Origin of the sequence: Pseudomonas wenzhouensis (genome assembly GCF_021029445.1) — a bacterium.
In the GTDB taxonomy this organism is placed as follows: Bacteria; Pseudomonadota; Gammaproteobacteria; order Pseudomonadales; family Pseudomonadaceae; genus Aquipseudomonas; species Aquipseudomonas wenzhouensis.
On record NZ_CP072610.1, the window covers coordinates 3,852,809 to 3,867,311 of the forward strand.

The window sequence follows — 14,503 nt, forward strand, 5'->3', positions numbered from 1 at the left end:
TCGAGGGTTAAAGGCTCAGGCCTTGGCCGCCGTCAGCGCTGCGTTCGCCGCCTGGCGCCGCTGCCCGCTGAGGGTGAACAGCGCCATGGCCAGGGCGGCGATGGCACCGGGGATGGCGAAGGCGATGAAATTCAGTTGCAGCGGCAGGTTGATGGCCATCAGCGCGCCGCCGAGCAGCGGGCCGACGATGGCGCCGTTGCGGCCGATACCGGAGGCCCAGCCCAGGCCCGTGGAGCGGATCGACAGGCCATAGAACTGCGCGGCACCGGCGTAGAGCAGGATCTGCGTGCCGATGGTGGTGGCGCCGGCGACGAAGATCAGCAGATAGAGCACCGGCGTCGGGCTCTTGAAGCCGAGCAGGCTGATCGACACGGCAGCGGCGACGAAGAACGCCACCATCACCTTGCCCAGGTTGAAGCGATCACCCAGCCAGCCGCCGAGAATGGCCCCGGCCATGCCGCCAAAATTCAGCGCCAGCAAGAACGACAGGCTCGAACCCAGGCTGTAGCCGGCATTGGCCATCAGCTTGGGCAGCCAGGAACTGAGCGCGTAGACCATCAGCAGGCAGCAGAAGAACGCCAGCCACAGACACAGGGTGCGCAGCGCGCGGCCCTCGCGAAACAGCTCGAAGACACCGACGCCCTGGCCCTTGCCATCGCTCATCTGCAGTTGGTCGCTCGCCTCCAGCCGCAGGCCCGGTTCGACCTTGGCCAGCACCGCACGGGCCTGCTCATGACGGCCCTGGCGCACCAGAAAGCCCACCGACTCCGGCAGTTTCCACAGGATCAGCGGCAACAGCAGCAGCGGCACGGCGGCGGCGAAGAACATCGACTCCCAGCCGAAGCGCGGCAGCATGTAGATGCCCACGCCGGCGGCGAGCATGCCGCCCAGCGAGTAGCCGCTGAACATCACCGCCACCAGGGTGCTGCGCAGGCGCTTGGGCGCGTACTCGTTCATCAGCGCCACGGCATTGGGCATCAGCCCGCCGCAGCCCAGCCCGGCGATAAAGCGGAAGATGCCAAACTCGGTCGGGCTGCTAGCAAAGCCATTGAGAATGGTCGCCGTGGAAAACAGCACGAAGCAGATGGCGATGCCCTTCTTGCGCCCGATCCGGTCGGCCAGGGTGCCGAACGCCAGGGCGCCGAACATCATGCCGAACAGCGCGTAGCTGCCCAGGGCACCGGCTTCAATGGGGGTGAGGTTCCACTGCTGCATGATCGACGGCAGCACCACGCCGAAGATGAACAGGTCGTAGCCATCGAAGATCAGCAGCAGCGCGCAGAGCGCCATGACCATCCAATGGAAGCGGCTGAAACGCGCGTTGTCGATAACCGGGTGAACGTCTATCTGTCGCATGGCAGGGGTTCTCTCTGTTGTTTTTGTTGTGAACGGTTCGGTTGTTTGGCGTAGGAGCCGGCTTGCCGGCGCTGCTCTTGATGGATCGCCGGCAAGAACCAGGCGTCCCCCAAGCGCCTACGAGGTTGTGCTAGCCCAGATCGCCGCCGCCCACCGGCAGGGTCACACCGGTGATATAGGAGGCTTCGTCGGAGGCCAGGAAGAGGATCGCGCCGACCTGCTCGTCGATGGTGCCGTAGCGCTTCATCAGGCTGCTGTGCACGGTCTGGTCGACGATCTGCTGATACCAGCCTTTCTCCTCGGCACTCTGCTCGGCACTGTTGCGCGGGATGCGCCGGGGGGGCGCCTCGGTGCCACCGGGGGCGGTGGCGTTGACCCGAATGCCGCGCTCGGCGGTCTCGAACGCCAGGCAGGCGGTCAGCGCGTTGACGCCGCCCTTGGCCGCGCCGTAGGGCACGCGGTTGACCCCACGGGTGGCGATGGAGGAGACGTTGACGATGGCGCCTGCGCCCTGCGCCAGCATCTGCGGCAGCGCGGCATGGCAGCACCACAAAGTAGGGAACAGCGAGCGACGCACCTCGGCCTCGATTTGCGCCGTTTCGTAGTGCTCGAAGGGCTTGGCCCAGATGGTGCCGCCGACGTTGTTGATCAGGATGTCGAGGCGGCCGAAGCGCTCGACGGCAGAGCGCATCACGCCCTGGCAGTCGCCGGCCTGTTCCAGGTCGGCGGTCAGGCACAGCACGCCTGCATGCTCGGCCAGCTCGAAGACCAGCTCGGAACGATCCACCGCCACCACCTGCGCGCCCTCCTCCAGCAACCGCTCGGCGACGCGGCGGCCGATGCCCTGGGCGGCGCCGGTGACCACGGCGACCTTGTCTTGGAAACGCTTATGCATAACCCACCTCGGTTAAGGCCCGGACAGGATCCGGGGGTATTCGCGATCTGCCCCCTCTCCCGCAAGCGGGAGAGGGGAGACTCGGCCCGTAGCCCGGATGCAATCCGGGGCTGATGCGCGGGCTTCCCCCGGATTTCATCCGGGCTACCAATGCCCTGCTCGCAGCTAGGCGCTGGCGGCAAACTTCTCGTAATAGAAATTGGCCGGGGCGATGCCCTGCTCGCGGATGTAGGCGCTGACCGCCTCAACCATCGGTGGCGGGCCGCACAGGTAGATGTCCACCTCGCCCTCGTTGAGGTGCCTGGGCTCGATGTGCTGGGTGACGTAGCCCTTGTGCGGGTAGCTGCTCTCGGGGCTGGCCACGCAGGCGCTGAAGGTGAAGCCGGGGATGCGCGCGGCGAAGGCCTCCAGCTTGTCCAGCTCGACCAGGTCCTGGTCGTGGGTCACGCCGTAGATCAGGTGCAGCGGATGCGCGCAGCCTTCGGCGGCGATCTTCTCCAGCATCGCGGTAAAGGGCGCGAGGCCGGTGCCACCAGCCAGCAGCAGCAGCGGGCGCTTGATCTCGCGCAGGTAGAAGCTGCCCAGCGGGCCGGCCAGGCTGATGCTGTCGCCGGTCTTGGCCAGGTTGCTCAAAAAGCTGCTCATCAGCCCGCCCGGCACGTTGCGGATCAGGAAGCTGACCTCGCCGTCCTTCTGCAGGCTGCTGAAGGAGTAGGCGCGGGTCTGCTCGCTGCCCGGTACCTTGAGGTTGACGTACTGCCCGGGCAGGAACGCCAGCTGATTGAGCGCCTCCCCTTTGACCGACAGCGCGATGGTGCTGTCGGAGAGCTTGCGCACCGCGCTGATGGCGGCCTCGAAGCTGGCCTGCTGGGTCTTGCACACCTGCGAGGACGCCGGCACGCGGATCACGCAGTCGCTCTCGGCGCGCATCTGGCAGGTCAACACATAGCCCTGCTCGGCCTCGGCCTCGCTCAGGGCATCCTCGATGTATTCCTCGCCGAGGTCGTACTGCCCCGCTTCGGCGAAGCACTTGCAGGCACCACAGGCGCCGTCGCGGCAGTCCAGCGGAATGTTGATGCCCTGGCGGTAGGCCGCGTCGGCCACCGTCTCACCCAGGTTGGCATCGATGAAACGGGTCACCCCGTCTTCGAAATTCAGTGCGATCTTGTGGCTCATGGCGCACCTCGCTAAGCAATTTTGGCGTGCAGCGACCCGAGGCGGGAGCCCATGGCCCCACCAACAACGCAGCAGCGGATTCAGATGTGATAAACGTCGATGACTTGGCGCACGTAATCGTTCTTCAGCACGACCTTCTTGGCCTTGATCAGCGGGTTCTCGCCGCGTGTATCGAGGGTGTAGAAGCTGGTGCCGTAGAAATGGTCGACGGTCTTGTAACGAAAGCTCAGGGTGTGCCAGTTGAAGCGCACCTTGCTCACGCCCTCGCCCTGCTCGACGATCTCGATGTTGTTGATGTTGTGCGAAGTCCGGGTGTCCGGAATGGTGGCGCTGGAGCGTTCGGTACGGATGCGGAACACCCGGTCTTCCAGGCCGCTGCGGTTGCCGTACCAGATCAGTGAGATCTCGGTTTGCGGGTTTTCCACCAGCTGATCGTGGTCATCCCAGGCCGGCATCCAGAACTCGGCGTCCGGCGCGTACAGCTCCAGCCATTCGTCCCACTGCTTGTCGTCCAGGTAGCGCGCTTCGCGGTAGAGGAAGTCGCGCACGGCGTCATAAGTCAGGCTCATTTACGCGCCCTCCACGTGGATCAGCTGATCCTGTTGTTTCTTCAGCGCCTCGATCATCTGCTGCTGCCAGTAGTGGTGCTGCAGCACGAACAGGCCTTCGTCCTCGGTGCGCACGCCACTCATCAGCGGCTGCAGGTCGATCTCGCGGGCCGAGTCGTCGGCGCCGTCGATCCAGTGCCTGGCGCCGCGGGACATGTCGTTCCACTCCATGGCGCGGCCGGCGAAGCCCTGCTGGCAGGCGCGGAATTCTTCCAGGTCATCGGGGGTGGCCATGCCGGAGACGTTGAAGAAGTCCTCGTACTGGCGGATACGCCGGGCACGCGCCTCGGCACTCTCGCCCTTGGGCGCGATGCAGTAGATGGTCACCTCGGTCTTGTCCACCGACAGCGGGCGGGCCACGCGCAGTTGCGAGCCGAACTGGTCCATCAGGTACAGGTTGGGGTACAGGCAGAGGTTGCGCGAATGGCCGATCATCCAGTCGGCGCGGGCCTCGCCGAACTCGGCGGCCAGGCGCTCGCGGTCGGCGAACAGCGGGCGATCCTCGGGGTTGTCCCAGCGCGTCCAGAGCAGCAGGTGGCCGTTCTCGAAGGAGTAGAAACCACCGCCCTTCTTGCCCCAGCCACCGGCGCTCATGGCGCGGATGTCGTCGCCGGCTTCCTTGAGTTTGCGTTGCTGCTGGGTGGCGGCGTAGTTCCAGTGCACGGCGGTGACGTGGTAGCCGTCGGCGCCGTTCTCCGCCTGCAGTTTCCAGTTGCCTTCGTAGACGTAGGTGCTGGAGCCGCGCAGCACTTCCAGGCCTTCGCTGGACTGGTCGCAGACCATGTCGATGATCTTCTTCGACTCGCCGAGGAAGTCCTCCAGCGGCGCCACGTCCTCACGCAGGCTGCCGAACAGGAAGCCGCGATAGGACTCGAAGCGCGCGACCTTCTTCAGATCATGGCTGCCGTCGCAGTTGAAGCTGTCCGGGTAGCCGGCGTCCCTGGGATCCTTGACCTTGAGCAGCTTGCCGCTGTTGTTGAAGGTCCAGCCGTGGAACGGGCAGGTGTAGCTGGCCTTGTTGCCGCTCTTGAAGCGGCAGAGCATGGCGCCACGATGGCTGCAGGCGTTGATGAAGGCGTTGAGTTCACCGTCCTTGTTGCGCGCGATGAAGATCGGCTGACGCCCCATGTAGGTGGTGTAGTAGTCGTTGACGTTGGGGATCTGGCTTTCATGAGCCAGGTACAGCCAGTTGCCCTCGAAGATGTGCTGCATCTCCAGATCGAACAGGCGCGGGTCGGTGAACATCTCGCGCTTGCAGCGGAAGATGCCCTTGTCCTTGTCTTCTTCAAGCAGGCTGTTGAGGTAATCGAGTCCCAGGGTCATAGCCATGGCTCCGTTGTTATTGTTTCAACGGTATGAAGGCTATGGCGTAGGACTGTCGGACAATATCCAGTTAATGCAGGACCTTTATCCGTTTTCTGCAGTACCAATAAACGGCCGCCATGCGGCCTTCTGATGACCCTCCCCCTCGCAGCGACGCAGGGTATCGGAGTAGCCAACCGGAAGAGATACGGCGCGTGTTTTATCGGTGGACAAGCTACCCGCTCGTAGGGTGCGCCGTGCGCACCGAAAACGCGTGGGATCAGGACTCGCGGCGACGCAGGGTATCCGATGGCAATTCACCGAAGGCGCTCTTGTAGCTCTCGGAGAAGCGGCCGAGGTGAAGGAAGCCGTAGTCCAGCGCCACCTCGGTGACGTTGCGTACCCGGGCCGCAGGATCCTTCAGGCAGGCATGCACGCGCTCCAGCTTGCGCTGGCGGATGTAGTGCTTGGGCGTGGTACCCAGGTGCTTGTCGAACAGGGCATACAGCGAACGCGGGCTCATGTGCGCCAGTTGTGCCAGTTGCTCGAGGCTGATGTCCTGCTTGAGGTTATCGTCGATGAACTGCACCAGACGCTCGAACGACGGGTTGCTCTCGGCCAGCTCCGCGCGGCTCACGTTGTTGCCGAGCAGACCGAGCAGCTTGCTGGCGATGATACGCGTGTAATGCTCCTGCACCGAAGGCAGCGACTGCTCGCTCTCGGCCTCGTCACACACCAGCCCCAGCAGGTTGGTAAAGCCCTCGAGCTGCTGCAACTGGTGACGCGAGGCGAAGCGCACGCCGTCGGCCGGGCGTTGCCAGTGGTTGTCGTGGCAGGCGCGCTCGATCAGTTGGCTTGGCAACTTGACGATGAACTTCTCGCAGTCGTCGGAATAGGTCAGGTCGACCGGATCATCCGGGTTGATCAACAGCAGCTCGCCGGGAGTGAAGTAGTGCTCCTGACCATGACCACGCCACAGGCAATGGCCTTGCAGCAACACCTGCAGGTGATAGATGGTCTCCAGCGCCGGCGACGTGACGCGCACGCTACCGCCGTAGCTGATGCGACACAGATCGAGACTGGCGAAGCTGCGATGGCTGAGGCTGGCGGCGGGGCGGCCGCTGCGGGGCAGGCGAATGCAGTGCGAGCCGACATGCTGGTTGACATAGTCGGATACCGCATAGGGGTCGGCATTGGCGAACAGCCGGCTCTTCTCGTTCAGCAGGCGACAGTCCATGACTCAAGGCACTCTTATCTTTGTTATTCGGGTGGCGAGTACTGACGGGCCACGGCAGCCCTCCTCGCTCGACCATTGATACAGGCAAATGGCCCATATCTGATCACAAACCGATCAACGGTTGACCGCAGAGGTTAGCGATGTGACGAGCTTAGGCAATCGGACCTTGGGCGAATATCGCAGCGGGCGATTACCGCCCGCTTTCATGAATGGCTGCAGCAGGCACGCAGGGCGAGGCGCCTACGAACCAGCGTCTAGCCAGCGGCTCAGGCCGGATGAAACAGCTGACTGCTGAGTTCGCGGCTGGCACTGAGCATCAGCGGCAGGTAGCGCTTCTCCAACTCGCTGACGGGGACGCGGCCGGCGTGGGTGCTGACGTTCATCGCCGCCAGCACATGCCCGGCCGAGTCGTAGACTGGCACCGCCAGCGAGCGCAGGCCCTGTTCCAGCTCCTGATCGACCACGCACCAGCCCTGGTGGCGCACGCGCTGCAGGCATTCCCACAGCGCTTCGGGGGTGTGCAGGGTGCGGCTGGTCTTGGCCTGCAGGTCGGCGTGGGCCAGGTAGTCCTGCAATTGGTCATCGTCCAGCGCAGCCAGCAGGATGCGACCCATGGACGTGCAATAGGCCGGCAGGCGGCTGCCGACGCTGAGATCCACCGAGATCAGCCGCTGCGGAATCGCCGAGCGGGCGATGTAGAGCACCTGCTCACCCTCCAGCGTAGCCAGGTTGCAGGCCTCGTGCAGTTGCTCGCTGAGGCGGTCGAGAAACGGCTGCGCGGACACCGCCAATGGCGTCGACGACAGGTAGGCGTGGCCGAGGGTCAGCACCTTGGGCAGCAGCGAATAGGTGCGCCCGTCAGTGGTGACGTAGCCCAGCTTCATCAGCGAGTACAGGCAACGACGCACGGCGGCGCGGGGTATCTCGGTGCGGTGGCTGATCTGCGCGATGGTCAGGTGGCGCTTGCGCTCCTGAAAGGCATTGATCACCGCCAGGCCACGGGCCAGGGAGGTCATGAAGTTGGGATCGCCAGCGAACTCCTCGATACGCTTGGCCGGCGACACATAGGGCGGCGGCGCAAGACTGGTCAGTGGCGGACGGGATTCACTCATGGGGCCTCCGAAGCTGGATGGACAGCGCCTGGCGATTATCGAACCAGTGTGCGGTTATCGTAAATAGGCGATGACACATCCGTGGGAGGGCTTTAGTCGCGACTGCTGTCGATGATTTTACCGCTAACGCACCTAGCACCAATGCGTAGCCCGGATGCAATCCGGGGCAGCCTTAAGGTGCCGGACGATTTCCCGGATTGCATCCGGGCTACCCAGCCAAGCCACTCACCCCGGCAACAGCCCCTGCCAACGCAGCAGCGCCAGCACCGCGCTGACGCTGAAGAAGGCCAGCACCGTGCAGCCCACCAGCGCGGCGGCGCAACGCTGCTCAAGACCAAAGCGCTGCCCGAGAATGGGGAACACGCTCATCATCGGCGCGCTGGCGAACAGCAGGCCGGCCACCATCAACAGCGGGTCGACACCCGGCACCAGCATCAACGCCGCCAACATCAGCAAGGGGTGCAGGATCAGCTTGCCGATCGCGGTCTGCGCCAGATCCGCCGCCATGCCGCCGATTTTCATGCCGTAGAGGGTGGCGCCGATCACGAACAGCGCCACCGGCGCCGAAGCCGCGGCGAGCATCTCGACCACCCGCGCAGGCACCAGCGGCAGGCGCAGGCCCGACAGCGACATGGCCAGGCCCAGCACGATGGCGATGATCAGCGGGTTGCGCAGCAGGCGCCGCGCCGTCTCGCGCAGCACCGTCAGCGCCCTGCCCTGCTGCTGCCCGGCTTCGGCCAGAGCCAGCGCCAGAGGCACCATCAGCAGGTTTTCCACCAGCATGCCGAGCGCCATGGCCAGCCCCGCCGTGGGGCCAATCACCATCACCGCGATGGGGTAGCCGATGAAGCCACTGTTGGGCACCGACATGCCCATGGCCAGAATCGCACTCTGCGAAAGGCTCTGCCCACGCCAGCGCCATGCCAGTAGCAAGCCGAAACCAAACAGGCTCAGCGAGGCCAGGGCATAGGCACCCAGGTAGGGCCAGTTGAGCACCTCGTCCAGGCTGCGCTCGGCCAACGCCTTGAACACCAGCGCGGGCAGCGCGAAGTGGATGACGAAAGCGCCCATGCCGCGCGCCTGTTCGCGGTTGACCAGGCCGATGCGCGCCGAGAAAAACCCGAGACCGATAAGGACGAAGATCGGCGCCGTGATGCTCAACACCGCTAACATGCCAGGCACTCCGCCTGCTCCTGGCGCAGTTGCGCCAGGCGGCTGCGCGTACGGGAAAAGTCATGGTGAGCGACACCCGCACACAGGGCTTCAAGGCTGTGTTCGGCCTGCAGCCACAGCTCGCAGCCCTGGTCGTAGGCGATGTCGATGAAGTTGAGCAGACGCTGCTGTTCGTCCAGCGAACAGCGCGCCAACAGCGGCAACTCGCCAATGGCGATGTGAGCAAAGCGCTGGCACAGATACAGATAATCACTGCTGGCCAGCGGCTGGCGACAGAGTGCGGGAAAATCCAGCCAGATCGTGCGTTCATCCATGCCACGCAGTGTCAGGGCACGGCGTTGCACCAGCAACTGTGCAGTGGCCGGCAAGTGCGCCAGGCACGCACCCAGCAGGCTCGCGGGGCCTTGCAGATAGCGCCCCCAGTGCTGGGCGCCGAGCGTGCGATAGTCGCTGCCGGCCTCCATTTGCAGCACCAGGCAGCGTTTTTCCAGCAGCGTGGCGAAGGGTTTGAAACGGCTGTGATACAGCGGATTCGGGCATAGCTGCGGCGGCGCGTAGTTGGAGCTCAGCAGCAGGATGCAGTCGCGCTCGAGCAACGCCTGCAACAGGCGCCCAAGCACAATCGCATCACCAATATCGTGGACGTGAAACTCATCGACAAAGAGCAGCTGCGCTTCGCCGGCCAGCTCCTCGGCGACCCGCTGCAAGGGGTCGCTGTGCCCGCTATGGTGCAGCATGCGCTGCTGCACCTCCTGCAACAGGGCGTGAATGTGCACGCGGCGCTTGGTCTGACAGGGGGCAGCCTGAAACAGCGCCTCCAGCAACAGACTCTTGCCGCGCCCGACACCGCCCCAGAGGTACACGCCAGACGCCGGCCGGCGCCAGACAGACGGCCGCAAGCGCGCCTGCAGCCAAGTGGCCAGGCGCGCGAGCATGCGCTGCTGGGCAGCGTCCAACTGCAGGCCGCGCGCATCGATCGAGCGCGCGGCCTGTGCCTGCAACTCAGAAGTCAAAGAAGACCGTCTCGCCCTCACCCTGGATGCGGATATCGAAGCGATAGGCCGGTTTGCCATCGACTTCGCAGCGTTTGGCGATCAGCGTCTGGCGACGCTCGGGCTGCTCGATCAGATTGAGCACCGGGTCCTTGGCGTTGGCCTCGGCTTCATCCTCGAAATACAGACGGGTGTTGAGGTGGATGTTGATACCACGAGCGAACAGCGCGACGTTGATGTGCGGCGCCATCGGTACGCCAGCGGCGTTGTTCACCACACCCGGTTTGACCGTATAGGCGAACCACTCGCTGCCAGCATCGAAGGTGGTGGCGGTGCGGCCAAAACCGTTGAAGGCTTTGGCCTGGTCGTAGTCCTCGTCGTACTGGCCCTGGTGATCGGCCTGCCACAATTCGAGGAAGGCATCGCGCACCAGGTGGCCGTTACCGTCATAGACATGGCCAAGCAGGACGATGTGCTCACCCGGCGCGTCGGCTTTGGCCATCTGATTCCAGATTTCCTGCTCGCGGGTCGGGTTGCCGGCGGCGGCCAGGGCCAGGCCGATATGTACGTAGGGGCCGGCGGTCTGCGAAGGGGTTTCCGGCAGCAATTCAACAGGCATGGCCATCACTCCTTATTTATTCTCGAAATGGGTCTGGCGCTGGCCACGCAGCACGATATCGAAGCGATAGGCCAGGCAATCCATCGGGTTAGCGGTGCTCATGTCCAGCTTGGCGATCAGCGTCTGCACCGCGTCCGGGTTGGCGATGGATTTGACGATGGGGCACAGCGGAATCAGTGGGTCCCCCTCGAAATACAGCTGGGTGATCAGCCGCGTGGCGATCGACGGTCCACTGATGGAGAAGTGGATATGCGCCGGTCGCCAATCGTTGGGGTTGTTGCGCCACGGATAGGGGCCGGGCTTGATGGTGCGGAAGATATAGCGACCTTCACTGTCGGTCAGGGCACGGCCGACGCCACCGAAGTTGGGGTCGAGCGGTGCCAGGTAGCGGTCGTTCTTGTGCCGGTAGCGGCCACCGGCGTTGGCTTGCCACATTTCCACCAGGGTATGCGGGATCGGCTTGCCGTACTGATCCATCACCCGCCCGGAAACGATGATGCGCTCGCCGATGGGCAGGCCACCATTGTTGAAGTTGAGCAGCAGGTCGTTGTCGTGCTCGGCGAACTTCAGGTGCGAGAAGTCCGGGCCGCTGGTTTCGGAAACCGACTGCGGGATGCTCACCAGCGCCTGGCGCGGCGAGCGGGCGATGGAGGTCTTGTAGTCGGGGGTGAAGGCTTTCGGGTGCCAGTTGCGGTCACGGATGACGAAACGGCGATTATCCTCGGCAGGCATGGCGCGCTCCTGTTGTGGGTTTTGTCACCACAGTGTCTGGCAAAACGCACAGCCGGAACATTGAAAAGACGCCGACAATCCATAACCAAATGGTTATGGAAAAACACCCTCACGATAGGCCAGCGCCACCTCGCGCAGTGCATCGCAGAAACGTTCGGCAGCCAGCGGCAGGCTCAGCGCGCCATTGCGACAAATGCCCACCGAGCCACCCGGTTCGCGTACCGGCAGTTGCAACTCGACCAACTCGCCACGCTGCACATCCAGGCACACCGCGTCCTGCGGCGCCACCCACAGCGCATCGCTGCACAGCACGTAGCGGCGGCTCAACGCCGGCGACAGGGTTTCCAGACGCTGGCGCGAGGGCGTCACCGCGCACTGCACGAACAGGCTGTCGGCATGCTTGCGAATGGTGGTGCCCGCCGTCGGCAATACCAGCGGGTAATCGCCCAGCCGCCCCAGCCCCTCATCACCGGCAGCCAGCAGCGGATGCCCGGGACGTACCACCAGGGTCATGGCTTCGCTGTACAGATGCTCGAAGGTCAGCCCCTGGATATCCGGGCTGTCGGTCATACGGCCGATCACCAGATCCAGTTCGCCCACGCGCAACTGGCTCAACAGATAAGCACCTGGCCCGGTAGCGACGCTGACCACCAGCGCGCTGTGACGCTCGTGCAAACGCCTGACCACTTCGGGAATCAGCAGGCTCTCCACCGTCGACAACACGCCGACACGCACCTGCCCGGCCTCGTGTTCGCCTTCACGCAGGCTGTTCACGCCATCGCGCAGCGCCTGCACGCAGGGGCCGGCGTAACGCATAAAGGCGACCCCGGCGCTGGTCAGGCTGACGCCCTGTTTGCCGCGCTCGAACAGGCTGGCAGCGAGGATTTCCTCCAGCTCCCTGAGTGTCTTGGAAATCGCCGGCTGGCTCACCGCCAGGGCATCGGCGGCCTTGGCGAAGCTGCGCTGGCGGGCAATTTCGAGAAAGCACAGCAGGTGACGAAACTTGATTCGGGTGTCGATGTTCATCGCAGGCACCAAAGGCAGATGCCTGCGATGATGCCGCAAAGCACAGACCCGGCACAGACGACAATTGGCCGGATCGTCACTTTGGTCGCACTTGGCTGACCGTAAGGTCAGGCCTATGCTGCACCCTTTTTGTGCGAGCCTGACCGATGACGTTGTTCGACCTGCTGCTGTTGGCCCTCGCCGGTTTCGCTGCTGGCGGCATGAATGCCCTGGCCGGCGGCGGCACCTTCTTCTCCTTCCCGGCCCTGCTCGCTGCCGGCCTGCCGCCGGTGACGGCCAACGCCACCAACGCCGTGGCGCTGTGGCCGGCCAGTCTTGCTGGCGCCTGGGCCGCGCGCGCCTCGCTGCGACCGCTGGGCCGCTACCTGATTCCGCTGTTGCTGGCCGGCCTGGCTGGAGGCCTGCTCGGCGGTCTGTTGCTGCTGGCCGGCGGCGATGACGTGTTCCGCGTACTGATCCCCTGGCTGCTACTGGCCGCCACTGCGCTGTTCGCCGCCAGTCCCTGGCTGGGACGCTGGCTGGCCGAGCGGCGCAAGAGCAAGGCATCCGCACACCCGCCGCACACGCCGCTGTCGCTGGGCGCACATATCGGCGTGTCGATCTACGGCGGCTACTTCGGCGCCGGCATGGGCATCCTGCAGCTGGCTGCATTTTCCATCGAAGGTCATCCGCTGGCCCGCGCCAACGCCCTGAAGAACCTGATCTCGGCGGTGATCTACAGCATCGCCACCCTGACCTTCGTGATCGCCGGCCGGGTCAGTTGGTACGAGCTGGCGATCCTGCTTACCGGCGCCACCATCGGCGGCTACGCCGGTGGTGCACTGGGCGAGAAGTTGCCACCTGCGTTGTTGCGCAGCTTCGTCATTCTGGTCGGCAGCACGATGACGCTGTACTACTTCTGGGCCACCTATCTGGGATAGGCCGTAGGGTGCGCTGTGCGCACCATCGCGGTCTTGTTGGTGCGCACAGCGCCCCCCTACGCAGAGCCCAATTCCGGAGCACACTCCGGGGCCCGCTGATTTGCCCGAGTGGCGCGGCTCTGCTAGTGTCGCGCCCGATCCGGAATCAGCGAGAACCCGCACCATGGCCCGCAAGAAAGCCGCCCCCGACTTCGAACACTCCCTCGCCGAGTTGCAGACGCTGGTCGAGCGCATGGAGAGCGGCGAACTGTCGCTGGAAGACTCGCTGACCGCTTTCGAGCAGGGCATCGGCCTGACCCGCGAATGCCAGGCCGCCCTGGCCCAGGCCGAGCAGAAGGTGCAGATCCTGCTGGAGCGCGACGGTGAGCTGCAGGCAGCGCCCTTCGACACGGACGAAACGGCATGATCGCCGCGTACCAGAAGCGCTGCCAGACGCGCGTCGATGCGGCCCTGGACGCCCTGTTCCAGGCGCCACGCACAGAACTCGACCGGCTCTACCAGGCCATGCGCTACAGCGTGATGAACGGTGGCAAGCGGGTGCGCCCGCTGCTGGTCTATGCCGCCTGTGAAGCACTGGAAGGCGATATCGCGCGCGCCGACGGCGCCGCCTGCGCAGTGGAGCTGATCCATGCCTATTCGCTGGTGCATGACGACCTGCCGGCCATGGACGACGATGACCTGCGACGCGGCCAGCCAACCACGCACAAGGCCTTCGACGAAGCCAGCGCCATCCTCGCTGGCGACGCCCTGCAAAGCCTGGCCTTCGGCGTGCTCGTCGACCGCAGGCGCAATCCACAGAATGCCGAGACGCGCCTGCAGATGATCGAATTGCTCAGCCAGGCCGCAGGCCCGGCCGGCATGGTTGGTGGCCAGGCCATCGACCTTGGTTCGGTCGGCCTGCAACTCGACCAGCAGGCGCTGGAAGTCATGCACCGGCACAAGACCGGCGCACTGATCGAGGCCAGTGTCGGGCTCGGTGCCCTGGCCAGTGGCAATACCGATGAACTGGCGTGCAAGGCCTTGCTGCACTACGCCCGCGCCATCGGCCTGGCCTTCCAAGTGCAGGACGACATCCTCGACGTGGAAAGCGATACCGCCACCTTGGGCAAGACCCAGGGCAAGGACGAAGCTCACGACAAGCCCACCTACCCCGCCCTGCTCGGCCTCGATGCCGCCAAGGACTACGCTCTGGAACTGCGCGACCAGGCGCTGCACGTGCTGCGCCCGTTCGGCAACAGTGCCGAACCGATGCGCGAGCTGGCGCGCTATATCGTCGAGCGGCGTAGCTGATTCGATGCGCCCTGGCGCGTCATCATTGCAATCTATGCCGGCATGATCGCCATATGAGGCTTGCT

General features: G+C 64.7%; 15 protein-coding genes. 3 read left to right on the top strand and 12 right to left on the bottom strand.

Annotation, left to right across the window (positions count from 1 at the left end):
* Positions 1-15 precede the first annotated feature (15 nt).
* The 12 genes from J7655_RS17935 to pcaQ all read right to left on the bottom strand — a co-directional run bounded on the left by J7655_RS17935 (position 16) and on the right by pcaQ (position 12,228).
* On the bottom strand, positions 16-1,356 hold the full coding sequence (locus tag J7655_RS17935) for an MFS transporter (RefSeq protein WP_230925596.1): 1,341 nt from the start codon (positions 1,354-1,356) through the stop codon (positions 16-18).
* A 130-nt stretch (positions 1,357-1,486) separates the two neighbouring features.
* Positions 1,487-2,251, bottom strand: a complete 765-nt coding sequence (locus J7655_RS17940; RefSeq protein ID WP_230925597.1) for a 1,6-dihydroxycyclohexa-2,4-diene-1-carboxylate dehydrogenase — start codon at positions 2,249-2,251, stop codon at positions 1,487-1,489.
* 165 nt (positions 2,252-2,416) lie between these two features.
* Positions 2,417-3,427, bottom strand: a complete 1,011-nt coding sequence (gene benC / locus J7655_RS17945; protein ID WP_230925598.1) for a benzoate 1,2-dioxygenase electron transfer component BenC — start codon at positions 3,425-3,427, stop codon at positions 2,417-2,419.
* Positions 3,428-3,507: 80 nt separating this feature from the next.
* Complete coding sequence (benB, locus tag J7655_RS17950; RefSeq protein ID WP_230925599.1) at positions 3,508-3,996, bottom strand: benzoate 1,2-dioxygenase small subunit; 489 nt, start codon at positions 3,994-3,996, stop codon at positions 3,508-3,510.
* Complete coding sequence (gene benA / locus J7655_RS17955) at positions 3,997-5,358, bottom strand: benzoate 1,2-dioxygenase large subunit (protein WP_230925600.1); 1,362 nt, start codon at positions 5,356-5,358, stop codon at positions 3,997-3,999. It abuts the gene before it with no gap.
* Positions 5,359-5,617: 259 nt separating this feature from the next.
* Complete coding sequence (locus tag J7655_RS17960) at positions 5,618-6,574, bottom strand: AraC family transcriptional regulator (protein WP_230925601.1); 957 nt, start codon at positions 6,572-6,574, stop codon at positions 5,618-5,620.
* A 266-nt stretch (positions 6,575-6,840) separates the two neighbouring features.
* The gene (locus J7655_RS17965; RefSeq protein WP_230925602.1) at positions 6,841-7,686 is read right to left on the bottom strand and encodes an IclR family transcriptional regulator; all 846 of its coding nucleotides are present in this window, start codon (positions 7,684-7,686) and stop codon (positions 6,841-6,843) included.
* A 225-nt stretch (positions 7,687-7,911) separates the two neighbouring features.
* Positions 7,912-8,859: an AEC family transporter gene (locus tag J7655_RS17970; RefSeq protein ID WP_230925603.1), complete on the bottom strand. Its 948-nt coding sequence runs from the start codon at positions 8,857-8,859 to the stop codon at positions 7,912-7,914.
* Complete coding sequence (gene zapE / locus J7655_RS17975; RefSeq protein WP_230925604.1) at positions 8,853-9,872, bottom strand: cell division protein ZapE; 1,020 nt, start codon at positions 9,870-9,872, stop codon at positions 8,853-8,855. Before zapE ends, J7655_RS17970 begins: the two co-directional genes overlap by 7 nt.
* Positions 9,862-10,470, bottom strand: coding sequence for a protocatechuate 3,4-dioxygenase subunit alpha (pcaG, locus tag J7655_RS17980; RefSeq protein ID WP_230925605.1), 609 nt, complete (start codon positions 10,468-10,470; stop codon positions 9,862-9,864). Before pcaG ends, zapE begins: the two co-directional genes overlap by 11 nt.
* Before the next feature lie 12 nt (positions 10,471-10,482).
* A complete protein-coding gene (gene pcaH / locus J7655_RS17985) occupies positions 10,483-11,202 on the bottom strand; it encodes a protocatechuate 3,4-dioxygenase subunit beta (RefSeq protein WP_230925606.1) in 720 nt (239 codons plus the stop codon).
* 93 nt (positions 11,203-11,295) lie between these two features.
* Positions 11,296-12,228: a pca operon transcription factor PcaQ gene (gene pcaQ / locus J7655_RS17990; protein WP_230925607.1), complete on the bottom strand. Its 933-nt coding sequence runs from the start codon at positions 12,226-12,228 to the stop codon at positions 11,296-11,298.
* A gap of 146 nt (positions 12,229-12,374) precedes the next feature.
* Between pcaQ and J7655_RS17995 the strand changes: the two genes are divergently transcribed.
* From J7655_RS17995 to J7655_RS18005, 3 genes are all read left to right on the top strand, one after another.
* Positions 12,375-13,148 (top strand): sulfite exporter TauE/SafE family protein, encoded by a 774-nt coding sequence (locus tag J7655_RS17995; protein ID WP_230925608.1) that lies wholly within the window; start codon positions 12,375-12,377, stop codon positions 13,146-13,148.
* 163 nt (positions 13,149-13,311) lie between these two features.
* Entirely contained in the window at positions 13,312-13,554 is a 243-nt protein-coding gene (locus tag J7655_RS18000) for an exodeoxyribonuclease VII small subunit (RefSeq protein ID WP_147812355.1), read from the top strand.
* Entirely contained in the window at positions 13,551-14,438 is an 888-nt protein-coding gene (locus J7655_RS18005) for a polyprenyl synthetase family protein (RefSeq protein ID WP_230925609.1), read from the top strand. The genes J7655_RS18000 and J7655_RS18005 overlap by 4 nt, the downstream gene beginning before the upstream one ends.
* Positions 14,439-14,503 lie beyond the last annotated feature (65 nt).